Source organism: Nonomuraea sp. NPDC049684 (assembly GCF_044465345.1).
Lineage (GTDB): Bacteria > Actinomycetota > Actinomycetes > Streptosporangiales > Streptosporangiaceae > Nonomuraea.
The window spans coordinates 574506-598558 of the sequence record NZ_JBITLO010000002.1 but is presented as its reverse complement, the minus strand read 5'-3'; the positions used below and the strand labels follow the sequence as shown (position 1 = coordinate 598558).

Annotated in this window: 18 protein-coding genes; 11 read left to right on the top strand and 7 right to left on the bottom strand. The window is 70.8% G+C overall.

Annotated features, from left to right (window positions below; genetic code table 11):
- Nucleotides 1-79: 79 nt before the first annotated feature.
- Complete coding sequence (locus tag ACIBST_RS08515; protein WP_397170206.1) at nt 80-787, top strand: HAD family hydrolase; 708 nt, start codon at nt 80-82, stop codon at nt 785-787.
- 28 nt (nt 788-815) lie between these two features.
- Here the strand turns inward: ACIBST_RS08515 and ACIBST_RS08510 are convergent, their stop codons facing one another.
- Entirely contained in the window at nt 816-2423 is a 1608-nt protein-coding gene (locus tag ACIBST_RS08510) for a penicillin-binding transpeptidase domain-containing protein (protein WP_397170204.1), read from the bottom strand.
- Nucleotides 2424-2509: 86 nt separating this feature from the next.
- Between ACIBST_RS08510 and ACIBST_RS08505 the strand changes: the two genes are divergently transcribed.
- The 3 genes from ACIBST_RS08505 to ACIBST_RS08495 are packed head-to-tail and all read left to right on the top strand — an operon-like array spanning nt 2510 to nt 6316.
- Nucleotides 2510-3439: a LysR family transcriptional regulator gene (locus ACIBST_RS08505; protein WP_397170202.1), complete on the top strand. Its 930-nt coding sequence runs from the start codon at nt 2510-2512 to the stop codon at nt 3437-3439.
- On the top strand, nt 3436-4293 hold the full coding sequence (locus tag ACIBST_RS08500) for a serine hydrolase (RefSeq protein WP_397170201.1): 858 nt from the start codon (nt 3436-3438) through the stop codon (nt 4291-4293). Before ACIBST_RS08505 ends, ACIBST_RS08500 begins: the two co-directional genes overlap by 4 nt.
- A 58-nt stretch (nt 4294-4351) precedes the next feature.
- Entirely contained in the window at nt 4352-6316 is a 1965-nt protein-coding gene (locus ACIBST_RS08495) for an acetoacetate--CoA ligase (protein ID WP_397170199.1), read from the top strand.
- A 10-nt stretch (nt 6317-6326) separates the two neighbouring features.
- On the opposite strand, the gene ACIBST_RS08490 is transcribed toward ACIBST_RS08495, so the two are convergent.
- On the bottom strand, nt 6327-6962 hold the full coding sequence (locus ACIBST_RS08490; RefSeq protein ID WP_397170197.1) for a GNAT family N-acetyltransferase: 636 nt from the start codon (nt 6960-6962) through the stop codon (nt 6327-6329).
- A 562-nt stretch (nt 6963-7524) separates the two neighbouring features.
- On the opposite strand from ACIBST_RS08490, the gene ACIBST_RS08485 reads away from it, so the two are divergent.
- The gene (locus tag ACIBST_RS08485) at nt 7525-8196 is read left to right on the top strand and encodes a L,D-transpeptidase family protein (RefSeq protein ID WP_397170195.1); all 672 of its coding nucleotides are present in this window, start codon (nt 7525-7527) and stop codon (nt 8194-8196) included.
- Nucleotide 8197: 1 nt separating this feature from the next.
- On the opposite strand, the gene ACIBST_RS08480 is transcribed toward ACIBST_RS08485, so the two are convergent.
- The 4 genes from ACIBST_RS08480 to ACIBST_RS08465 form a co-directional block, all read right to left on the bottom strand.
- On the bottom strand, nt 8198-9736 hold the full coding sequence (locus ACIBST_RS08480) for an FAD-binding oxidoreductase (protein ID WP_397170193.1): 1539 nt from the start codon (nt 9734-9736) through the stop codon (nt 8198-8200).
- 86 nt (nt 9737-9822) lie between these two features.
- On the bottom strand, nt 9823-11430 hold the full coding sequence (locus tag ACIBST_RS08475; protein ID WP_397170192.1) for an NADH-ubiquinone oxidoreductase-F iron-sulfur binding region domain-containing protein: 1608 nt from the start codon (nt 11428-11430) through the stop codon (nt 9823-9825).
- Between the two features lie 31 nt (nt 11431-11461).
- Complete coding sequence (locus tag ACIBST_RS08470) at nt 11462-12295, bottom strand: ferric reductase-like transmembrane domain-containing protein (protein WP_397170191.1); 834 nt, start codon at nt 12293-12295, stop codon at nt 11462-11464.
- Between the two features lie 55 nt (nt 12296-12350).
- On the bottom strand, nt 12351-13805 hold the full coding sequence (locus tag ACIBST_RS08465; RefSeq protein WP_397170190.1) for a DUF1996 domain-containing protein: 1455 nt from the start codon (nt 13803-13805) through the stop codon (nt 12351-12353).
- Between the two features lie 150 nt (nt 13806-13955).
- Here ACIBST_RS08465 and ACIBST_RS08460 point away from each other — a divergent pair, with 150 nt between their 5' ends.
- From ACIBST_RS08460 to ACIBST_RS08450, 3 genes are all read left to right on the top strand, one after another.
- A complete protein-coding gene (locus tag ACIBST_RS08460) occupies nt 13956-14501 on the top strand; it encodes a sigma-70 family RNA polymerase sigma factor (RefSeq protein ID WP_364325670.1) in 546 nt (181 codons plus the stop codon).
- Nucleotides 14501-14698 (top strand): zf-HC2 domain-containing protein, encoded by a 198-nt coding sequence (locus tag ACIBST_RS08455; protein ID WP_397170189.1) that lies wholly within the window; start codon nt 14501-14503, stop codon nt 14696-14698. Before ACIBST_RS08460 ends, ACIBST_RS08455 begins: the two co-directional genes overlap by 1 nt.
- Before the next feature lie 258 nt (nt 14699-14956).
- A complete protein-coding gene (locus tag ACIBST_RS08450) occupies nt 14957-19825 on the top strand; it encodes an NAD-glutamate dehydrogenase (RefSeq protein ID WP_397170188.1) in 4869 nt (1622 codons plus the stop codon).
- Between the two features lie 19 nt (nt 19826-19844).
- Here ACIBST_RS08450 and ACIBST_RS08445 read toward each other — a convergent pair whose 3' ends face one another.
- Nucleotides 19845-20876 (bottom strand): hypothetical protein, encoded by a 1032-nt coding sequence (locus ACIBST_RS08445; RefSeq protein ID WP_397170187.1) that lies wholly within the window; start codon nt 20874-20876, stop codon nt 19845-19847.
- Nucleotides 20877-20923: 47 nt separating this feature from the next.
- Here ACIBST_RS08445 and prfB point away from each other — a divergent pair, with 47 nt between their 5' ends.
- From prfB to ftsX, 3 genes are all read left to right on the top strand, one after another.
- Nucleotides 20924-22039, top strand: coding sequence for a peptide chain release factor 2 (gene prfB, locus ACIBST_RS08440; protein ID WP_397170186.1), 1116 nt, complete (start codon nt 20924-20926; stop codon nt 22037-22039).
- Between the two features lie 379 nt (nt 22040-22418).
- Complete coding sequence (gene ftsE / locus ACIBST_RS08435; RefSeq protein ID WP_020541427.1) at nt 22419-23108, top strand: cell division ATP-binding protein FtsE; 690 nt, start codon at nt 22419-22421, stop codon at nt 23106-23108.
- 20 nt (nt 23109-23128) lie between these two features.
- Nucleotides 23129-24037 (top strand): permease-like cell division protein FtsX, encoded by a 909-nt coding sequence (gene ftsX / locus ACIBST_RS08430; RefSeq protein WP_397170185.1) that lies wholly within the window; start codon nt 23129-23131, stop codon nt 24035-24037.
- The last annotated feature ends 16 nt before the right edge of the window (nt 24038-24053 follow it).

The window sequence follows — 24053 nt, the reverse complement described above, 5'->3', positions numbered from 1 at the left end:
TCCGCCGGGGGCAGCCCCCGGCCGGGCCGGGGCCGTACCCTTGCCGGGAACCCCTCAGGAGGTCGCCATCAACCGCCTTGTGCTCTGGAACGTCGATCTCACCCTGGTCGACGTCGCCATCGTGACCCGGGACGCCTACGCCGAGGCGTTCCGCGCCGTGACCGGCCGGCCGCTGGTCAAGCTCGTGCCGCCGCTCGGCCGTCCCGACTCCGAGATCGTCTTCGAGACGCTGGCCGTCAACGGCATCCCGGCGCAGGACGACCACCTGCCCAGATTCCTGGCCGCCCTGGCCCTCGCCTTCGCCGACCGGCGCGGCCGGCTGGCCAAGGAGGGCCGGATGATGCCGGGAGCCAAGGACGCGCTGAAGTCGGTGGCCCGGCTCGACGGCGTCGTGCAGTCGGTGCTGACCGGCACGATCAAGGGCAACGCCGTGCACAAGCTCAAGGCGTTCGGGCTGGACAGGTACGTCGACTTCGAGCTCGGCGGCTACGGCGAGGAGGTCTACCCCAAGGCGACGCTGCTGCAGGTCGCGCAGGGCAGGGCCAAGCAGCGGCTGGGCACGCCGTTCACGGCGGCCAACACGGTGGTGATCGGCGACTCCACGCGCGACGTGCAGGCCGCCAGGATCGGCGGGGCCGCCGTGATCGGGGTCGCCTCGGGGCGGTCGACGGCCGCCGAACTGCGCGAGGCGGGCGCCGACCTGGTGCTGCCCGACCTGTCGGACGCCTCGGAGGTGGTGGCCGCGGTGGCCGGCCTGACCTCCCCGCTGGACCGCAAGGCCGGCTGACCTCGCCCGGCGCCGCCCCCTCCCTGCGTCAGGGCAGGGCGTTGAGGAAGCGGGCCGCGACGGGGGCCGCCACGGCAGAGCCGGCGCCGCCGCCCTCCACGATCACCGCGAACGCCACGTCACCCTTGTAGCCGATGAACCACGAGTGCGCGGGCGGCTCCTCGCCCGAGCCGTACTCGGCCGTCCCGGTCTTGCCCGCGGTGCCCGCCGGGAAGTGCGCGCCCTTGGCGGTGCCGTCCGTGACGACGGCGGGCATGAGCTTGCGCAGGGCCGACACCACGCCCCGCTCCAGCGGGCGCGGACGGTCGTCGGCGGCCACCTCCTTGGACACGATCCGCGGCGGGATCCAGGCGCCCGAGGCGATGGCGGCGGCGACCGAGGCCATGTTGAGCGGGCTGGCCAGCACCCGGCCCTGGCCGATGGAGGCCGAGGCGAGGTCGGTGTCGTCCTTGGGGTCGGGGAACTCGGCCCGCACGGCGGGCACGCCCGGCTTGATCGGGACGCCGAAGCCGAAGCTCCTGGCCACCTCGGCCAGCCTGCCGCCGTTCAGCTCGGCCACGCTCATCTCGCCGAACGTCGTGTTGCACGAGTGCGCGAAGGCGTCCTGGAAGGAGAGCGTGCCGTAGTCCTTGAAGCCGGCGTTGTGGAAGGGGAAGCCGCCGATGTTCTTCTCGGCCGGGCAGGTGACCGTCCTGCCGGGCTCGACCCCGTCCGCGACCAGCGCCGAGGCCGTCACGACCTTGAACGTCGAGCCGGGCGGGTACTTGCCGAGCAGCGCCCGGTTGAAGCCGCCGGGCTTGTTGACCACGGCCAGGATCTCGGCGGTCGAGGCGCGCAGCGCCACCAGCGAGGCCGGCTTGGTGACGCCGTCCAGCGCCGCGGCCCCCGCCGCGTGCACCTTCAGGTCGATCGTGGTGCTGACCGGCTCGGTGCCGCCCGGCTCGGCCAGCGTCTCGACCAGCTCGTCGCCCTTGTAGAGGCCGATGATCGAGTCGCCCCCCAGATTGAACCAGTCAGGGTAGGTCTGCTTGATGCCCTCGACGAGCTGCTGCACCGAGCCGGGGGCGTCCGCCCCGCCGATCTCGGTGCCGTCGGCGGCCAGGACGCGGGTGGAGTCGCGCTTCTGGGCGACCAGGCGCAGCGAGAGGCCCTTCCTGAGCTTGGGGTGGATGGCCGCGGGGGTCCAGGCGACCTTCCAGGCGCCGTCCCGCTCGACCAGCTTGAGCCGGCCGCTGTACGTCCAGTCCCGCCGGCCTTGCAGGCTGGCGGAGAAGCCCAGGTAGCCGTCGTCGTCCGGGCCGTCGTCGGCGAAGGGGCCGGTCGAGCGGGGGCGGGCGAAGGTGGCCTGGTCGACCTTGAGGTCGGTGCGGAAACGCCGGTGCCAGACCTCGAAGTCGGTGGGCGGGTCGGCGACGAGCCCGCGCATCTTCGCATAATCCTGGACGGACCAGGCCGAGAGGTATTCGTCGGTCGTCTGCTCGGGTGAGCCCTTCGTGCGCAACAGCCACACCGCTGCCCCCGCCGCCACGACCAGCACGACCAGGACGGTCAGGACCAGCGGCCACCTGCGCCGCCGTCCGCGACGCGGTCCCCCCGGCCGAGCGCGCCCGTACAGTGTCCCCGTTTGTGATGCCATGGCCCGAGGACACCAGAGACGGAGGAGTCCCGTCCAATATTGATATGACGGCAATATGGATATAAATCTGGATATAGTGGCTGGTCATGGACTTGGTCCGGCATCTCCGCTACTTCGTCGTCGTGGCGGAGGAACTGCACTTCGGGAACGCCGCGATCCGCCTCGGCATGGCGCAGCCGCCGCTCAGCCAGCGCATCAAACGTCTGGAGGAGGAGCTCGGCGTGCAGCTCTTCGACCGCTCCGCCCGGCAGGTACGCCTGACCGAGGCCGGACGGCTGCTGCTCGCCGAGTCCCGCGAGATCGTCTCCCGGGTCGAGCGGCTGCGCGAGCTGGCCCGCCGCGGCGACGGCGGCGTGCTCAAGATCGGGGTGCCGCCCGACCTGGCCGCCTCGGTGATCGCCGCCCTGGTCGCGGGCTTCCGGGCGGTCAATCCGGACGTACGGCTCGTCCCCGTCGAGACCTGGACGTCCGACCAGGTGTCCGCCCTGGCCGGGGGCGCGATCGACGTCGGGCTCGTCCGCCATCCGGTCGCCGCCCCCGGCCTGGACTTCGGCCAGGTGCTCGTGCAGCCCCTCGGCGTGCTGCTGGCCGTGGACGACCCGCTGGCCGGGACCGGCGAGGTGCACCTGACCGACCTGGCCGGGCGCGAGCTGCTGATGCCGCCCAAGGAGGGCGAGCCGGGCTGGCACGCCGAGACGCTGGCCGAGTGCCGCCGGCACGGGTACGCGCCCGGCCAGGTGCACCAGGGCGCCGGGCTCGGCCTGGTGCTGGCCGGTCAGGCGGTGGCGTTCGGGCCCAGGGCGGACGTCCCTGGGCTGGCCTGGCGGCCGCTGCTAGGCTCGCCGATCGCGTGCCGGGTCTCCACGGCCTGGCGCGCGGCGACGGGCCCGAAACAGCACTGGGTCGCCGAGTTCTCGGACGTCGCCGTACGCACGTTGAAGGAGAGCGCCGGGATGACCGACGAGGGCGCCGCGCCCGCGCGGCGGATCAGCCGGAGGCCGGGGATGCTGGCATGAGCGGTCCCGACTACGCGGCGCTGTTCCGGATGGCCGGGGTGACGGGCTGGCTGCACGCCTGCGACATCGACTCAGGACGGGAGTCCGGCCACGGCGCCGACGAGCCGATGCCCCTGGCGTCGGTGTACAAGCTGCCGCTGCTGGTCGAGTTCTGCCGGCAGGCCGACGCCGGTCGGCTGGACGCGACCGCTCCGACGACCGTGACGTCCGGCCAGCGGGTCTCCGGGCCCACGGGGCTGTCGGCCATGCTCGACGACGTGACGATGTCGCTGCGCGACCTGGCGTACCTGATGATGGCGGTGAGCGACAACACCTCCGCCGACGTGCTGCTCGACCGGGTGGGCATGGACAACGTCAACGCCATGCTGGACGCCTTCGGCCTCGACGGCACCCGGCTGCGGCAGAGCGGCCGCGACCTGTACGAGACCATGGAGCTGGACACCGGCCACGGGTGGCCGTACCTGGATCCCGACGACATCTCCCGCATGCGGGCGCTCGACCCCGCGCACACCAACCGCAGCACCCCGCGCGAGCTGACCCGCCTGCTGTCCATGATCTGGCGGGACGAGGCCGCCTCGCCGCAGTCGTGCTCCTGGATGCGCGGCGTGCTCAACATGCAGGTGTGGCCGCACCGGCTGGCCTCGGGCTTCCCGTACGACGACGTCGAGGTCGGCGGCAAGACCGGGTCGCTGCCGACGCTGCGCACCGAGGTCGGCGTGGTCGAGTACCCCGACGGCGGCCGGTACGCGGTGGCGGTGTTCACCCGCTCGTTCAGCACGGCGGTCATCCAGCCGCGCGCGGACGCGGTGATCGGCACCGCCGCCCGTATGGCGGTGGACCACCTACGGAGGTAGCAAGTTATGGGGGAGGTCAGGTATGACTTTCCACCTGACGGGCGACAGGATGGGGCACATGGTTGCTGAAGGTGCGCTTCTCTGGGAACCGACCGGCGAGGTCGTGTCCGCCGCCAAGCTGACCCGCTACCTGGAGTGGCTGGGACGGTCCGGCGCGAGCTACGAGGAGGTGTGGCAGTGGTCCGTCGACCGTCCTGAGGAGTTCTGGACGTCGGTCTGGGACTACTTCGACGTCATCGGGGAGCGCGGCGACGGGCCGGTGTTGTCGGGGGAGATGCCGGGCGCGACCTGGTTCGCGGGCGCCGAGGTCAACTACGCCGAGAACGCGTTGCGGCGCACCGAGGGCACCGCCCTGGTCTTCGTCTCCGAGGACGGCGCCCGCCAGGAGCTGACCCACGCCGAGCTGCGCGACGAGGTGGCCCGCGTCCGCGCCGGCCTGGCCAGGCTCGGCGTCACCAGGGGCGACCGCGTGGCCGGCTACCTGCCGAACATCCCGCAGGCCCTGATCGCCTTCCTCGCCACGGCCTCGCTCGGGGCCGTCTGGTCGGCCGGGTCGCCGGACTTCGGGGTGCCGAGCATCGTCGACCGGTTCCGGCAGATCGAGCCCAAGGTGCTCATCGCGGTCGACGGCTACCACTACAACGGCAAGACCTACGACCGTTCCGAGGCCGTGAACGAGATCGCCGCCGAGCTGCCCACGCTGCGCGCCACGGTCTGGATCCCCTACCTGTCGGCGGCCGGCGAGGGCCGCGCCCCCCAGGAGGCCGAGCCGGCCGCCGCGCACGCCCGTTCGGCGCCGCACGGCGAGGTCATCGGCTGGGAGGGGCTGCGGGCCGAGGCGGGGCCGCTGGAGTTCGAGCGGGTGCCGTTCGGCCATCCGCTGTGGATCCTCTACTCCAGCGGCACGACCGGGCTGCCCAAGCCGATCGTCCACGGGCACGGCGGCGTGCTGCTGGAACACCTCAAGTCGCTCGCCTTCCACCAGGACCTGGGTGAGGGCGATGTGTTCTTCTGGTACACCACCACGGGCTGGATGATGTGGAACTACCTCGTCGGCGCCCTGCTGGTGGGGGCCACGCCGGTGCTCTACGACGGCTCGGCCACGCATCCCTCGCCCGCCGCGCTGTGGCGCATCGCCGCCTCGGAGAAGGTGACGTACTTCGGGGTGGGGGCGCCGTACATCATGGCCTCGCTGAAGGCCGGGCTGCGTCCGGACGGGCTGGAGCGGCTGCGCGGCATCGGCTCGACCGGCTCGCCGCTGCCGCCCGAGGGCTTCGCCTGGGTCGCCGCCGAGCTGCCCGGCACGCCGATCGGGTCGTTCTCCGGCGGCACCGACGTGTGCACGGGGTTCGTCGGGGCCACGATGCTCCACCCGATCAGGGCGGGCATCATCCCGTGCCGGTCGCTGGGGGCCAAGGTGGAGTCGTACGACCCCAAGGGCGAGCCGGTGATCGGCGAGGTGGGCGAGCTGGTGCTGACCCGGCCGATGCCCTCGATGCCGGTGATGTTCTGGAACGACCCCGACGGGCGGCGCTACTTCGACAGCTACTTCGACGTCTATCCGGGCGTGTGGCGGCACGGCGACTGGATCAAGATCAACGAGGACGGCAGCTGCGTCATCTACGGCCGCTCCGACTCGACGCTCAACCGCGGCGGCGTGCGCATGGGCACCAGCGAGTTCTACCGGGTCGTGGAGCGGTTCGACGAGATCGCCGACAGCCTCGTGATCGACACCGGGCAGCTCGGCCAGGAGGGCAGCCTGCTGCTCTACGTCACCCTCGCCGAGGGCGCCGAGTTCGGCGAGCGGCTCGAACGCGCCCTGTGCGCGGCCCTGCGCCAGGAGCTGTCGCCCCGGCACGTGCCGAACGAGATCCGCGTCGTGCCCGGCATCCCTCGGACGCTGTCCGGCAAGAAGCTGGAGGTGCCGGTGCGCAAGATCCTGCTCGGCACGCCAGTCGAGGAGGCGGCCAACCCCGACGCCATGGCCAACCCGGAGGTGCTGCGGCACTTCAGGCCGTCGTGACGGCCGCGCTTCAGGACTCCAGGCCGAACAGCGGCAGGCAGGCGTCGAGGTTGCGGATCTCGACGTCGGGGGACGGCGACCAGTCCTCGCGGGCCATGCGGAAGCGCCGGGTGACGACCGGCTCGCCCTGGCGCGCGTGGACGGTGACGCCGTCCTCGCGGTAGCCGAGCTTCCTGGTCACCGCCAGCGAGGCGTGGTTGTCCTCGAACGCCTCCGTCACGGCGTGCCGCGCGCCGAGGCCGGCGAAGGCGAGGTGCAGGACGGCCCCGCGCATCTCCGTGCCGATGCCGCGGCCCTGGAACCGCCGGCCCAGCCAGGAGCCCGTCCTGACCTCGCGGGCGACGGGGAAGCTGGTCGCGGCGAGGCCCTGGGTGCCGACGACCTGGCCCTCGTGCACCACGACCAGCTCCAGCGACCAGTCGTCGGCGGTGAACCCGGCCCAGCTGCGGAAGTGGTACTGGACCGTACGGCGGGCCCGCTCGGCCGGGGGCGCCTCGGTCCACGGGACGAAGAACGGCATGAAATCGGCCTCGTGGACGCCCTCGGCCGCCCGGTCGGCCAGTTCGTCGAGGTCGTCGAGGGTGGGGTGCCGTAGTTCCAGCCGTGGCGTGGTGATGGAGAGCTCAAAGAGCGGCCAGTTACGCATATTCCGGCATACTTCCAGGCGTACCCCCGCGGGTGCGACTCGTTTTTTGCCCGCGCCCGAGGATTCCTGGAAAGGTTTTGCGGAACGGTGTGCGTTGCGGGTCGTGCCTTGGTTAAGGTTGGGGCTGTTCGGAGGGGTGGACAGAGGCCCGGGCGGGTGAACGCGCAGCTCGCTCCCCGGCCTCTGGAGAAAAGGCGGATGCGTCCATGGCGCATCCGCCTTTTCTTCGTTCCGCCGAGTTCGCGCGTGTCTCGCCTGGGTCCACACTTGCTAAAGCTTTGACTGTGCCGTCGCATAAAAGCGATATGCCTGCTTTTAGTGGTATTTGCCAGTGTCGTGAATTGTCGGCGATCTGGGTAGGCGTTGACCTATGATCACAAAGGTTCGGAGAGCGGTTGTTTTCGCCGCTCTAGGGTGTGGCGGGCTTCCCTTCCTGGCCGGTACGCCCGCCGTGGCGGACACGCCGGACAAGGCGGACAGGGCGCACACGGCGGACGCGGCGGACGCGGTCGACGTAGAAGACAGGGCCTACCAGGCAGACAGGACTGACCGGACGGACCGGGTGGTCCGGACGGACAGGACGGACCGGGTGGACCGGGCGGGCAAGACGGGCAAGGCGGTGCCCGGCGCGGAGATCGTGCTGCGGCCGGGCGACCGCGGCGAGACCGTCAGACGCCTCCAGGAGCGGCTGCACCGCAACGGCTACTACTACGGCAGGCTCAACGGCGTCTACGACGAGCAGACCAAGTTCGGCGTGTGGGCCTTCCAGAAGCACCGGCACCTGCGTCCCCAGGGCGCGGTCGGGCCGGAGGTGTGGCGGGCCTTCGACCGTCCGGTGCGGATGAAACCGCTGGTCCCGCGCGGCGAGGCGGACCGGGTCGAGATCAACCTGCGCTACCAGCTCCTCATCGTCTACCGCCACCGCCGCCCGGCGCTCATCTCGCACGTCTCGACGGGCGCGCGGGTGAACTACTGCGAGAACGGCCACTGCGGCAACGCGATCACCCCGACCGGCGACTTCCACGTCACCAGCCGCGCGCCCGGCTGGACCGAAGGCCCGCTCGGCACGATGTACGACTCGCTCTACTTCGTCGGGGGCATCGCCATGCACGGCTCGTCGAAGGTGCCGCTGCGGCCCGCCTCGCACGGCTGCGTCCGCCTGCCGCTGCCCACCTCGAAGCGGCTGTTCGACATGGTGAAGATCGGCGAGCCGGTCTATGTGCGGGAGAAGTAGGTCAGACGCCTTGCGGCAGGCGGAACAGCCGGTCGGGGTCGTAGGTGGACTTCACCTCGGCCAGGCGGGCGGCGTTGGGGCCGTAGTAGGCGCCGCGCCAGCCGGTCAGGTCGGGGTCGACGTAGTTCACGTAGGCGTGCTCGCCGAAGTGGGGGGTCATCTCGCCGTGCAGCCGGCGCAGCCACGTCCGGTCCGTGCCCTTCGCGTAGTACTGCACGCTGTAGAGCGCGGCCCGGTGCGGGAACGCCGTGGCCGCCGGCTTGACCCGGCCCACCGCGCCGCCGAGCGCGTCCAGCAGCACGGCGTGCCGTCCGCCGCGCGCCACCCCGTCCACCAGGCGGCGCACGCCGCCCGCGGGGAGCTCGGCGTAGGCCAGGTGCGACTTGGCGGCGAACGTCTCCCGCCGCGGCCGGCGGCACTGCGCCACCGGCTGTGACGCGCATCCCGCCATGATCATCATGGCCTCCCGGTACGACGTCGTCCGCACCGACCTCGACGACGGCGCGCCGACCCGGGCGACCAGCGGGGCGAGCAGCCGGTCGAGCGACGCCTTCGGGCCCACGTACGTGCCGACGAGGAGTACGTCCAGGTCGCGTTCCTCGCGCGCCAGGTGCAGCGAGGACCACAGCTCGTCCGGCGCGGACGGCGCCCACGACTGCCAGGCGCGCACCGCGGCCCCGGCCTTCGACCACGGCCAGTGCAGGAAGAACACGGTCAGGTCGCGCGTGGCGTGGGTGCGGAAGGTGAAGGAGACCGCGACGCCGACGTTGCCGCCGCCACCGCCGCGGCAGGCCCAGTAGAGGCCGGAGTGGTGGGTGGCGTCCGCCGTCAGCAGCCGGCCGTCGGCCGTGACCACGCGGACGGACTCCAGGGTGTCGCAGGTCAGGCCGTACTTCCTGGACACCACCCCGATGCCGCCGCCCAGCGCCAGCCCGGCGATCCCGACCGTGGGGCACGAGCCCGCGGGGATGCTCACGCCGTGCCGGGCCAGCCCGTCGTAGACGTCGACCAGCTTGGCGCCCGCCCCGATCGTGGCCCGTCCGGCGGCGTAGGAGACCGTGTTCATCCGGGACACGTCGATGACCAGGCCGGTGCCGGTGGACCAGCCCGCGTAGGAGTGGCCGCCGGAGCGGGGGGTGACCGCGACGCCGCTCGCGCGCGCGAAGGCCAGGCACGCCGAGACGTCCGCCGGGCTCGCGCAGTAGGCCACCCCGCCCGGCCTGATCCGGTCGTAGGCCGGGTTGACCAGGCGGCGGGCGGCGTCGTACCCGGAGTCGCCGGGCAGCACCAGCGTGCCGGCGAGCCGTCCGCGCAGCCGCGCCCAGTCCGGCGGCGGCGCCGACCGCCCGGCGCCGCGCGCGCCGACCAGCTCCGCGCCGCGCGGACCCTGCCCGTGAAGACCTGTGCCGTGAAGACCCGGGCTATGGGGACCCGGGCCGTACGGCCGGGCGCCGGGAGCCGGCGCGGCGGGCGGCCTCGCGTCGGCGGCCAGGGCCAGCGGCGCGAGCGCGGTGAGGTGGAGAAAGTCGCGGCGGTCCATGGGCGTCCCCCGTCGGTCGTGTCGAACCGATCGATGAGACGCCTGGCCCTCCGGACAAGTTCGTCACAACTACATCACTACCGACATCACCCCGCTGTCCCGCCAAAGCCGAAGATGTTGCCATTGACCCCCACCCGCGTCAGCCCGGGAGCCTTCCGCAGCACGCCGTCCTTGACCAGCCGCAGCGGCGACGCGGGCGGCTTCGGCGCCTCACCGCTCGTCTGGACGATCCGCAGGGCCAGCGCCGGGCACATCTCGACCGCCCGCCGCGCGTCCTTGACCATCCACCCCGGCACGTTCCGGAACGACGGGAACCCGTAGTCGTCCAGGTCCACGAACTCCGGCAGCAGGTGCGCGCACAGGCCGTGCCCCTGGCAGCGGGTCCAGTCCACCTCCAGCCGGTACTCGGGCTCCACCTCCGGCTCGGGCATCGGCAGCACGCCGCGCACCGGCCGGCCGCACGAGCCGTGCTCCAGGTGCAGCGCGATCTCGCTCTCGAACGCGTCCAGCGCCGAGAGCACGAACTTGGCCGTGCCGTCGGGATGGAAACACGCGCCGCGCCGCTCGACGGCCCGCACGCACCGGCGCACGGCGTCCACGGAGCCCGTGCCCTCGGCGATCGCGCACAGGGCCCGCGCCACGTCGGGCAGCCCCAGACGGCAGGGCCCGCACTGCCCGGCCGACTCGGCGGCCAGGTACGAGGCCACCCTGGCCGCCTCGCCCAGCGGGCAGGTGCCGTCACCGAGCGGCACGATGATCCCCGCGCCCAGCGTGGCGCCGGCCAGCTTCATGCCCTCCCGCGAGATCACCGCCGACCCGGCCACCTCGGCCGACAGCCACGCGCCGTGGTAGCCGCCGACCAGCACGCCGTCCCCGGCCTCGGCCTCGCACAGCGCGAGCACGTCGGCCAGCAGGACGCCGGTCGGCGCCTCGATCACCGCGCCGTTGGCCGCGCCGCCGCTCACCGTGAGCAGGATCGTGCCGGGCTCCTTGCTGGTGCCCACCTCGGCGTACTTCTGCGGGCCGTACTCGGCCAGCAGCGCGAACTGGGCGTAGGTCTCGGTGTTGGACAGCAGGGTCGGCAGCCCGTCCACGCCGCTCGTCGCGGCCCGCCGCTTCCTTCCCGGCGGGATGGCCTCCTCGCCGTTCACGCCGCGGACGAGCGCACCGCCCTCCCCGCTGATGAACCTCTCCGCCAGCCCGACCACCCGGATCGGGATGCGGCTCTCCGAACCGCCCGACACGTTCGCGGCCCGGCGTTCGGCCACGGCCGCCGCCACGGACGACTCGGCCACCTCGCCCTCGACCGTGGCCACGACCACCTCGCGGGCGCCCAGCGCCTCCGCCGCCAGGATGGCGCCGTCCAGCACGAGGTGGGGGTTGCGGGTGAGCAGCATGGCGTCCTTGGAGCTGGCCGGCTCGCCCTCGGCGCCGTTGACCAGCACCACGCTCTCGCCGGCGCCCGCCGCGTCGGCCACGGCCCGCAGCTTGCGGGCGAACGGGAAGGCGGCGCCGCCCCGTCCGCGCATGTCGACCTCGTTCACCATGGAGATGAGCTCGGCCAGCTCGCGCGGCCGCGGCTCGCCGTGCAGCGTCCGGTGCGCGGGCAGGTCGAGCCGCCGGCAGTGGTCGAGCCCGGCGGTCAGCCGGGCCGGGCCCATCCGCAGCACGCGCGGCACCCGGTGCGGGATCACGACCGGCTCCCCGGGGTCGCGCGGCGCGGGCTCATCCGGCCTCCCGGTACCTGCGCCGCGCGTCGGCCAGGCTCACCGGCGCGTCGGCCGTCGCCGCCGCTGTCGCCGCCGCTGTCGCCGCGGCCGTCGCCCGTGGCCGCTCGACGGGCACGTCCGCCGCCACCCCGGCCGTCACGGCGGGCGCCTCGACCCTCTCCGGTACGACGGGCGGCCTGCGCAGCGTGGCCAGCACCCGCACGATCAGCGCGGACCCGACCGCGGCCAGGCACGCCACGTACGACCAGGCCACCCAGCCGGCCGGCGACCGGCCCGCCGTCAGCCCGTGCATGATGGCGATGGGCCAGGCCAGGTAGGCGGCCGAGTGCAGCAGCCGCCACAGCCACGGCGTGCCCCGGACGGCGAAGCGGCCCCTGAGCATCCCCGTGGCCACCGCCACGACCATCAGGTCGAAGGCGAGCGCGCCGAACCCCACGTAGATCCCGGCGACCGGCACGATCGCGGCGCCCGGCGGCGCGTGTCCCAGGCTGACCATGAGGACGATGTGCGTGACCAGGTAGGCGAGCCCGATGAGGGCGGTGGCGCGGTGCGCGAGCTGGGCCCTGACCCGGTTGGGCGGGGACAGGAACACGCGTTCGGTGGTGAGCAGGCCGAGCGCGACCGTCGCGGTCAGCAGCACCAGGGCGAACACGCCCGCGTAGAACTCTAGGAAACTCACTCCTCGGCCGAGCAGCGCGACGCCGCGTTCTGTCCTGGCCAGCGCGAACACCGACAACAGGACGGCCGTCAACGAGGCGCTCGCCCCCAGCCGGACATTCCTTGTGTCCAGCTTGGTGGGGGCGTGCCGGGGGTGTCGTCTGTGGAGCATCTATTTCCCTCCAAGGTCGGGTGAGGGTACGACTCGGAAGGCTGATGGGGACGTGTCAGCAGCGGCGACCCCGGTTGATGCACGAGACGACGAACTGCATCAGCCGTTCGGGCATGACGTTGGCGAAGTCCGCGTGGTCGGTGACCGGGTTGTGCTTCTGTTCAGGGAACGCGTCCACGGCGAACGACGGACCCTGTGGAACCGTGTAGGCGAGGAGCATGCGCAGTTGCGGAATCGCCTTGGTGCCTTGCGGACAAGCGCCGTTCTGCCCGGGGAAGACCACGTGCGTGCGGTGATTGGCGCTGTCGGTGTTCTGACCGTCCCAGCAGCTGGGGAAATCCAGAATACGAAGAACCTGACTTCCGCGCGGGCAAAGCGGATATTTATCGGGACTTATGCGATTTGTGAATCCTGTGCAGCTCCAGCGGGCGCGGGCGTTCGCGGCGCCGTTCGTCCCGGCCTTGGCGTCGCCGGTGATCAGCCGCAGGAACCTCGGCATCGCGACGACCCTGGAGGTCGCGTTGCCCCGGAACTGCAGGCTGACCGTGCCGGCGCGGATCACCCGGCCCACGTTGCCGTCGGGGTCCTGGACGTTCGCGTCCACTTTGCGGTCGCGTAGAACTGGCCAGAAGTAAGTGGATTTATCCCCTAGGCGGCAGGTGGTTCCGGCGGCGGCCAGGCTCTCGTCGGTGGAGAAGCCGTCCGTGGACAGGTTGCCGACATAGTCGTGGAGATGGTGGGCGCCGTTGCTGACTCCGGGTGCCACGATGAAATTGTCGGGGTTGTTGTGACCATTGCGGTTGGTGCCGCATTGAGCGACGAAAGTGCCGCGTGAGCCGTTCCTGCCTATGCCCGCGTCGAGCCTCAGGGGTTGGACCTGGCGGATGTCCACGAAGTCGGTGACGAACGGGCCGAGGTCCTTGCAGTCGTCGTCCTGGGAGGCCGTGGGGGAGGGGGAGGCGGTCCGGGTCGGCCGGCCACGCCGGTCCTGCGACTGGTCACCGGGGTCCTGCGGGTTCTGGGGGTTCTGGGGATCCTGCGGGTTCTGGGGATCCTGCGGGTTCTGGGGATCCTGCGGGTTCTGGGGATCCTGCGGGTTCTGGGGGTCCTGGGGGTCCTGCGGCGCGGCCGTGGGGGTGCGGCGGGAGCGGTCGCGGCGGAAGAAGCCGTCGCCGGCGTTCTCCGGCTCCGGCGACTGCGCCGGGTCGCGCAGCACGATCCCGCCGCCCTGCACCTGCTGGTCCGGGGCCTGCTGGTCCGGGACCTGCTGATCCGGAACTTGCTGATCCGGGACCTGCTGGTCCGGCGCTTGCTGGTCAGGAGCCTGCTGGTCGGGTGCCTGTTGGTCCGGTGCCTGTTGGTCGGGGGCGCGGTCGCCCTGGCGGCGGGCGTCGTCCTGGCTCGCCTGGGCGGGGTCGCAGTGGTCGGCCCGCGCCGGCGCCACGCCGATGACGGCGGCGGACACCAGGCCGCCCGCCGCCACGGCAAGAGCGGTCATGGCCGCGGCCATGCGCCCGGTTCTCATGGTTGTCAGCCGTTGCATGGTGGGAGGTACGCGGGCTTACACCATCAGGTTCACCCATGACCGGAGATAGTTAGAAATAACTGGAGTTATCGGAGTGGCTGCCGGACCAATAACGAAGGTGTAAAGATGTGCCCCGTGCTAGGTCACCTCGACGGCAGGTTCGAGAGTGCGGATGCCGAGGCGGAACATCGCATCGCGGTGCTCTACCAGGAGTTCGGCGGCCCTCTGCTGCGCCACGTACGCAAATCGACCGGTAACGATCTGCAATGGGCCGAGGACGTCGTACAGGAGACGCTGGTCAGGGCCTGGCGAAACTCGGCAAGACTGCAATGGGAACCGAGCCTTTTATGGGCGTGGCTGCTGACAGTGGCCCGCCGCATCGTCATCGACGGACGCCGACGGAAGAGCGCCCGGCCTCACGAGGTCGAGCCGCCCGAAGTCGACCAGATGTCGGTGCCGGACGGCTCCGAGCGCGCGCTGTCGGCGATCGTCGTCGCGGACGCGCTGCGCAGCCTGTCCGCCGAACACCGCGAAGTCATTGAGCAGACCTACCTCCGAGACCGTACGATAAGTGAAGCGGCGGAGATTCTGGGGATTCCGCCGGGCACGGTGAAGTCCCGGCTCTACTACGGGATCCGGGCTCTCCGCGAACAGCTGCGGGACAAGGGGGTAGCCGGCTGATGCACGACGGGGTGGCCGCCTACGTCCTCGGCGTCCTCGACGATGAGGAGCACGAGGCGTTCGAACGCCACCTCGACGCGTGCGAGCGGTGCCAGGCCGAGCTCATCGAGCTGGCCGAGCTTCCCGACCGGCTCGACGACCTCAGGACTGCCCCCTCGGCCTCCGGTGACGATCCCCCCATGTCGATGTCACGTTGACGTCTATGCCCTTTTCGGGTGATATCGGTACGGCGAGGCACACGCCCGGAATCAGGGCCGGGCGTTCAGGGGGAGGTGTTCGGTGGGCATCGACGGTGATGCGCCCGTTCTCCCCGCGTCGGCGGTCCGGCGAGGAGGGCGACCGACTGTCGCCCGACTCCGCGGACGTACACGTCTGCACTACTTCCCCTCGCTATGGGAACTAAGAGCCTGGCTATGAACAGTCATGGCAAACCCTCACAAAGGAGTGAGAGCGAAATGCCGCTCGACGAGGCCAAGGATGAGCTGCTGCAAAGAGCCGCGGAAAGTTGCGCGGTCGGCAGCGAGCACATGAGCGCGGAGGAGGCCCTCTCCTTCCTGCGGTTCTACTACCGCCATGTCGCACCCGAGGACCTGCTCGACCGCAACCCCGTCGACGTGTACGGCCCGGCGATGTCCCAGCGACAGCTCGCCGAGGTACGCCCCCAGGGCCGGGCGGTGGTCCGCGCCTACACCCCCACGCTGGAGGAGAACGGCTGGGACCCGGGACACTCGGTGGTCGAGGTGGTCACCGACGACATGCCGTTCCTGGTCGACTCGGTCACCATGGAGCTCGACCGGCAGGACATCGGCATCCACCTCGTGGTCCACCCCCAGATGCGGGTGCGCCGCGACATGACGGGCCGGATGCTCGGCCGCGGCCAGGAGGACGTCACCGGCCAGATGCTGGTCGAGTCGTGGATCCACATCGAGATCGACCGCCAGGCCGACCCCGCGGTGCTCCGGCGCGTCGAGGCCGACCTGCAGCGGGTGCTCGCCGACGTGCGGTACGCGGTCGAGGACTTCAGGAAGATGCGGGCCCTGGCCGTCCAGACGGCGGAAGACCTGAGCATGAACCCGCCGCCGCTGGAGCCCGCCGAGGTCGAGGACAGCCTCGACCTGCTGCGCTGGCTCGCCGACGGGCACTTCACCTTCCTCGGCTACCGCGAGTACCGGCTGGAGCACACCGACCAGGGCGAGATGCTGAAGGCCCTGCCCGGGGCCGCGCTCGGCATCCTGCGCGACGACAAGGTCGGCTCCGACAGCTTCTCCGCGCTGCCGGCGGAGGTGCGCGCCAAGGCCCGCGAGAAGCAGCTCCTGATCATCACCAAGGCCAACAGCCGGGCCACCGTCCACCGCGCCACCTACCTCGACTACATCGGGGTCAAGCTGTTCTCGCCCGAGGGCGAGGTGATCGGGGAGCGCCGCTTCCTCGGCCTGTTCACGCACGTGGCCTACAACGAGTCGATCTCCAGGATCCCCGTGCTGCGGCGCAAGCTGGCCGAGGTGCTCAACGCCGCCGGCCACGCGCCCGACAGCCACGACGGCAAGGACCTGATCGAGATCCTGGAGACGTTCCCGCGCGACGAGCTGTTCCAGACCTCGGTCGCCCAGCTCCTGCCGATCGCGCTCGGCGTGCTGCGGCTGCGCGAGCGCAAGCAGGTCAAGCTGTTCCTGCGGCGCGACGACTACGGCCGCTACATCTCCTGCCTGATCTACCTGCCCCGCGACCGCTACACCACCAAGGTGCGGCTGAAGATGCAGGAGGTGCTGCTCAAGGCGCTCGGCGGCAGGTCGCTCGACTACAGCGCGATGATCGGCGAGTCCGTGCTGGCCCGGCTGCACGTGGTCGTGCGCGGCGAGCGCGGCAAGCAGCTCCCCGCGCCCTCCGTCGACGTGGAGGAGCTGGAGGCGCGCCTGGCCGCGCTCACCCGCTCCTGGGAGGACGACCTGGCCACCGCCCTCGACGAGATGACCTCCGAGGAGGAGGCCCCCGCGCTGGCCAGGAGGTACGTCTCCGCCTTCCCCGAGGGGTACAAGGCCGACTTCCCGCCCAAGGTCGCCGTGGTCGACCTGCGCCGCCTGGAGCAGCTCGTCGCCGACGGCGAAGAGGTGGCGATCAATCTCTACGAGCCGTACGACGCCGCCGAGGGCGAGCGGCGACTGAAGATCTACAAGGTCGGCTCGCCGATCTCCCTGTCGGAGGCGCTGCCCCTGATCCAGCGGCTCGGCGTCGAGGTCGTGGACGAGCGGCCGTACGAGGTCGACCGGGACGGCGACGCGAGCACCAAGAACGCCTGGATCTACGACTTCGGCCTGCGCTACACCCCCTCCGTCGAGGTGGACAGGAACGACTTCAAGCGGCTCTTCCAGGACGGCCTGAGCGCCCTGTGGCAGGGCCGCGTCCAGGCCGACAACTTCAACGCCCTCATCCTGCGGGCGGGCCTGACCTGGGAGCAGGTCGAGATTCTGCGGGTCTACGCCAAGTACCTGCGGCAGGCCGGCAGCACGTTCTCGCAGCTCTACATGGAACGCGTGCTGCTGGGCAACGTGCGGCTGGCCCGGCTGCTGGTCCGCCTGTTCGAGGCCAAGCTCGACCCGAGGCGCGGCGACGACGTGCGGGTCGACCTCGTGGAGGCGCTCAACGAGGAGATCCTGGGCGCCCTCGACGAGGTGGCCTCCCTCGACGAGGACCGCATCCTGCGGGCCTACCTGGAGATGATCCAGGCGACCCTGCGCACCAACTACTTCCAGACGGTCGACGGGCAGCGCAAGCCGTACATCTCGCTCAAGGTCGACCCGCAGGCGATCAGCGTGCTGCCGCTGCCGCGGCCGAAGTACGAGATCTTCGTCTACTCGCCCCGCGTCGAGGGCGTGCACCTGCGCTTCGGCAAGGTCGCCCGCGGCGGCCTGCGCTGGTCCGACCGCATGGAGGACTTCCGGACGGAGATCCTCGGCCTGGTCAAGGCGCAGATGGTGAAGAACACCGTCATCGTGCCCACCGGGTCCAAGGGCGGGTTCGTGGTCAAGCAGCCGCCCGCCTCCGGCGCCCGCGAGGACGTGCTGGCCGAGGGCGTGGCCTGCTACCGGATGTTCATCTCCGGCCTGCTCGACATCACCGACAACCTGGTCGACGGCAAGGTCGTGCCGCCGGCCGACGTGGTCAGGCACGACGGCGACGACACCTACCTCGTCGTCGCCGCCGACAAGGGCACCGCCACCTTCTCCGACATCGCCAACAGCGTGGCCAAGGAGTACGGCTTCTGGCTCGGCGACGCCTTCGCCTCCGGCGGCTCGGTCGGCTACGACCACAAGGCCATGGGCATCACCGCCCGCGGCGCCTGGGAGTCGGTCAAGTACCACTTCCGCACCATGGGCGTGGACGTGCAGACCACCGACTTCACCGTGGCCGGCATCGGCGACATGTCCGGCGACGTGTTCGGCAACGGCATGCTGCTGTCCCAGCACATCCGGCTGGTGGCCGCCTTCGACCACCGGCACGTCTTCATCGACCCGACGCCCGACGCGGCCCGGTCGTTCGCCGAGCGGCAACGCCTGTTCGACCTGCCGCGCAGTTCCTGGGACGACTACGACCCCTCGCTGATCTCCGCGGGCGGCGGCGTGTTCCCACGTACCGCCAAGTCGATCCAGATCACCCCGCAGATGCGCGAGGCGCTGGGCATCGAGGCGGGCGTCAACTCGCTGGCCCCCAACGACCTGATCAGCGCCATCCTGCGGGCCCCCGTCGACCTGCTGTGGAACGGCGGCATCGGCACCTACGTCAAGGCCGGCTCGGAGTCCCACGCCGACGTCGGCGACAAGGCCAACGACATGCTCCGGGTGGACGCCGGCGACCTGCGCTGCAAGGTCATCGGCGAGGGCGGCAACCTGGGCTTCACCCAGCTCGCCCGCATCGAGTTCGCCCTGAACGGCGGCCTGGTCAACACCGACTTCATCGACAACTCGGCCGGCGTGGACACCTCCGACCACGAGGTGAACATCAAGATCCTGCTCGACCAGGTCGTGCGCGACGGCGAGCTGACCGACAAGCAGCGCAACCAGGTCTTCACGTCGATGACCGCCGAGGTCGCCGACCTGGTGCTGCGCGACAACCACGCCCAGAACGTGGTGCTCGACGCGGCCCGCGCCCAGGCGGTCGAGATGCTCCACATCCACGCCCGCTACCTGCGCAAGCTCGAACGCGACGGCCTGGTCAACCGGGAGCTGGAGTTCCTGCCCTCGGACAAGACGCTGGCCGAGCGGCGGCAGGCCAGGCTCGGGCTGACCGCGCCGGAGTTCTCGGTCCTGCTGGCCTACACCAAGCTGGTGGCCGACGCCGAGGTGCTGGGCTCCGAGCTGCCCGACGACCCGTACCTGGCCTCGTGCCTGGTGTCGTACTTCCCGTCGGACCTGCGCGAGCGGTTCCGGACGTACATGGACGCCCATCCGCTGCGGCGCGAGATCATCACGACCTGCGTGGTGAACGAGCTGGTCAACGCCATGGGCACCACGTTCATGTTCCGCTTCGCGGAGGAGACCGGCGCCTCCACGTCCGACATCGTGCGGGCGTACCTGGTGGCGCGGGAGGTCTTCGACCTGCCGAGCTTCTACCGGGCCGTGGAGGCGCTGGACAACGAGGTCGACACCGCCACCCAGATCGCCATGCTGCTGGAGGGCCGCAAGCTGGTCGAGCGCGGCACCCGCTGGCTGCTGGTCAACCGGCGTCCGCCGCTCGACCTGGCCGGGTCGGTCGCCTTCTTCCTCAAGGGCGTCAACGGGCTGTCCGCGCACATCCCCAAGCTGCTCACCGGGCCCGACCTGGCCGCGTACGAGGAGCGCCGCGACTCCTTCGTGGCCCGCGGGGTCCCGCAGGAGCTGGCCGAGCGGGTGGCGGCGATGGTGCCGGCCTACTCGACGCTGGACCTGGTCGAGGTGGCGTCCCTGACGGGCCGTCCGGTGAACGAGGTGGCGGAGGTCTACTTCGACCTGGCCGACCGCCTGCAACTGGCCCGCCTGCGCGAGCGCGTCATCGCCCTGCCCAGGGACAACCGGTGGAATTCCATCGCCCGCTCGGCGCTGCGCGACGACCTGTACGCCGCGCACGCGTCGCTGACCCGTGACGTGCTGGCCCACAGCACGTCCGGCCTGCCGCCCGAGGAGCGGCTGGCCCGGTGGACCGACGGCAACGCCGCCGCCGTGGGACGCGCCCGCCAGACGCTGTCGGAGATCTGGGAGAGCGACCACTTCGACCTGGCGACGCTCTCGGTGGCCCTGCGCGCGATCCGCACGCTGGTGGCCGCCAGCAACCTGCCTCACACGGAGGCGTAGCAGCCGCCCGAAGGGGCCCTCACTCGCCGCTGGCGCGGGTGAGGGCTCCGTCGTGGGCGGCGACCCGGGCGGCGGCCGGGGCCGACAGCGGGGGCACCGCCGTGGCGTACTGGTGGACCTCGGTCAGCTTGAGGCTGCGGCGCACCGACGAGGTCGAGATGGCCCAGCTCGCCTCCGGCGGCACCGGGATGATGTAGGTGTTGTTGGCGACGGTGCGGGTCGAGGTGTTGCGCGACAGCGAGTACTGGATCAGCGCGCCGCCGTCGGCCGTGCGCAGCGCGTAGACCGGCCAGTTGTCGGCGCTGAAGATCGAGTCGTAGCTGAACCCGTCCTTCTTGGCCGTCTCGCGGTCGGTGGCGATCTGCCTGGCCACGTCCGTCGTGTACGGCCCGTCGGCGAGCAGGCCCGCCGTCACCCCGGCCGACCCGGTCTCGGCCACGCTGGCGTGCACCGGGCCCATGTACTGGGGGCTGATCGTGACGGTCTTGTCGTCGGGCGTCAGGGCCGTGGCGTAGCCGTCGGCGTCGAGCCGCACCCGCGGCAGCTCCTGGCCCGGCAGCAGCTGCGCGGCCGAGCTGAGCAGCCAGTCGTCGCCGCTCTTGGCGAACGTCAGCAGCGTCGGCTGCCCGTTGCGCGTCGCCAGCGCGCTGAACCAGGGCGCCCGCTCGCCCTGGGCGAACCTGGGCACGTAGAGGGTGGGCGAGCCCCAGGCGTAGCGCGGCGGGCGGTCGCCGGTGGACTCGAAGGCGGCCTGCGTGAGCGCAAGCTGCCCGTCGCGGACCAGGTCGGTGCCGAGGAGCAGCCGGCCCGTCACGGGGCTCTCCACGCGCAGCACGTCGTCGGTGGGCAGGATCTCGGCGACCGCCTCGGCCGCCTCCTGACGCGTGACGGCGGGCGGCGGCGCGCTGGGCGAGGGGCTCGCCGCGCCCGTGGCGCCCGCCTTTCCCTGGGTCACCGCCGGGGACGTCTGAGCAGGGCCTGTGCACGCGGTAGCCGCGGCCAGCACGCCGACGGCGAGCGCCAGCAACTTCCCCCGACCGTATGCACGCACCTCGCCATGTTATTCGTGCACGCGAGGGTCGCGTACCCTAGGGAGACGTGGCAGGCATCGATCCGGCAGAAGAGATCAACGAGCTCGCGAACACGCTCCGCAGCATCCAGGACGTGCTCGACCTCGACGCGATGCGCAAGCAGATCGAGGAGCTGGAGCAGCAGGTTGCCGCCCCAGACCTGTGGGACGACCCTGATCAGGCGCAGAAGGTCACCAGCAAGCTCTCCCACCTTCAGGGCGAGCTCAACCGCGTCGAGGGCGTCGCACGCCGTCTCGACGACCTGAAGGTGCTCTACGAGCTCGCGGCCGAGGAAGGCGACGACGACACGCGCCTTGAGGCCGACAAGGAGCTGGAGTCGCTCAAGACCGACATCGGCGCCCTTGAGGTGCGCACGCTCCTGTCGGGCGAGTACGACGCCCGCGAGGCGCTCGTCACCATCAACTCCCAGGCCGGTGGCGTCGACGCCGCCGACTGGGCCGAGATGCTGCTGCGCATGTACCTGCGGTGGGCCGAGCGCAAGGGCTACTCCACCGAGGTCTACGACACCTCCTACGCGGAGGAGGCCGGCATCAAGTCGGCCACGTTCACCATCAAGGCCCCCTACGCCTACGGCACGCTGCGCGGCGAGCACGGCACCCACCGGCTGGTCCGCATCAGCCCGTTCGACAACCAGGGCCGCCGCCAGACCTCGTTCGCGGGCGTCGACATCGTGCCGGTCGTCGAGCAGACCGACCACATCGACATCAACGAAGACGACCTGCGGGTCGACGTCTACCGGTCCTCGGGCCCCGGCGGCCAGGGCGTCAACACCACCGACTCGGCGGTGCGCATCACCCACCTGCCCACCGGCATCGTGGTCTCCTGCCAGAACGAGCGCTCCCAGCTCCAGAACCGCGCCTCGGCCATGAACGTGCTCCAGGCCAAGCTGCTGGAGCGCAAGCGGCAGGAGGAGGCGGAGAAGATGTCGGAGCTGCGTGGCGCGACCACCACGTCATGGGGCACGCAGATCCGCAACTACGTGCTGCACCCGTACCAGATCGTGAAGGACCTGCGCACGGGCACCGAGGCGGGCAACCCGTCGGCGGTGCTCGACGGCGACCTCGACGGGTTCATCGAGTCGGAGATCCGCTGGATGCGCAGGGCGGAGTCAGGCACCGACTAGGTGCCTGAGCACCAGCGTCGCGAAGAGCAGCACCAGGAGCAGGACGACGACGAGGGCGGGTGACAGTCCGGCGAAGCCGTGATTGTGCATCCGCTCCCTGTTGGCTCGGCAGAGGGGGCAGCGGCCCTCGATCACGGGGTGGGCGCACTGCGCGCATACGAGGTGTTCACAACTCATGACAGCCCCAAGTCTAGCCGCACAATCGTTTTGTTTCCGTTATGGACGTTCCATGCCAGTCTTCCCCCTAGACTGTCGTCTGGCCAATCGGAACGTCGATCATCAGTAAAGACGGCGCCCCCGATCGGCCGGCGGCGGGAAATGGGCATGTGCCACCCTCGCTTCCGTCCTGACCCCTAGACTGGCATGCCGTGATGCTCTCGTGATCCATTTCGATAATGTCACCAAGGTCTACGCGAACCAGAACCGGCCCGCTCTCGACCACGTCTCCGTCGACGTGGACAAGGGCGAGTTCGTGTTCCTCGTCGGCCCTTCGGGGTCAGGCAAGTCCACGTTCCTGCGTCTGGTCCTGAAGGAGGAGCGGCCCAACTCCGGGGCGATCCACGTCGCCGGCAAGGATCTGGCCCGCCTCTCCAACTTCAAGGTGCCCCACCTGCGCCGCCGCATCGGCTGCGTCTTCCAGGACTTCAGGTTGCTCCCGAACAAGAACGTCTACGAGAACGTGGCGTTCGCCCTAGAGGTGATCGGCAAGCCCCGGCGGTTCATCCGCAAGGTCGTGCCCGAGGTCATCGAGCTGGTCGGCCTGGAGGGCAAGGCCCATCGCATGCCCGACGAGCTGTCCGGCGGCGAGCAGCAGCGTGTCGCCATGGCGCGCGCGTTCGTCAACCGGCCGATGATCCTGCTGGCCGACGAGCCCACGGGCAACATCGACCCCGCGACGAGCATCGGCATCATGAAGGTGCTCGACCGCATCAACCGAACTGGCACCACGGTCGTCATGGCCACGCACGACGCGGCCATCGTGGACTCCATGCGCAAACGCGTCGTCGAGCTGGAGGACGGGAAGATCGTCCGTGACCAGTCGCGTGGCGTGTACGGCCAGGCGTACTGACAGGGAGCGGCAGACAGAACATGCGGGCGAACTTCATCTTCTCCGAGGTCTGGATCGGCCTCCGTCGCAACCTGACCATGACGATCGCGGTCGTCATCACCGTGGCAGTCGGCATGGCGATGCTGGGCGTCGGCCTGATGATCAACGCCCAGGTCTCCATGCTCAAGACCTTCTGGTTCGACAAGGTCGAGATCTCGGTCTTCCTGTGCACCAAGGGCACCGCGATCCCCGAGTGCAACGGCAAGGCCGTCACGCCGGCCCAGACCAAGGCGTTGAAGACCCGCCTGGAGAGCCTCCAGGGCGTCAAGGAGGTCTTCTACGAGGACCAGAGCACGGCGTACGAGAACTTCAAGACGGCCTACCAGGCCAGCCCGACGCTCGTCCAGGCCACCAGGGTCGAGGACATGCCGCAGTCGTTCCGCGTGAAGCTGGTCGACCCCGACAACTACCAGCCGGTGATCGACGCCGTGAAGGGCCAGCCGGGCGTGTCCCAGGTGATGGACCACAAGCAGCTCATCGGCAAGTTCTTCGACCTGCTCGACAAGCTGTCCTTCTACGCGCTGGCCGTCGCCATCGTGCTGGTGCTGGCCGCGGCGTTGCTGATCGGCAACACGGTGCGATTGTCGGCCTTCAACCGGCGCCGGGAGACGGGGATCATGCGCCTGGTGGGCGCCTCGAACCTCTACATCCAGCTGCCGTTCGTCATGGAAGGCGTGATCGCCGGTCTGATCGGCGGCGTCTTCGCGGCCATCATCCTGATCGTGACGAAGGTCCTGCTGTTCGAGGAGATCGCCGGCTACTTCGGCAGCGGCATGGCCCAGCTCGGCTGGGACGCGGTGGCCCAGACCATCACGCTCACCATGGCCATCGGCGTCGTGATCTGTGTGCTGGCCTCGTTCGTGACGCTTCGCCGATACCTCAGGGTGTGAGGAATCGCCGGTAAGG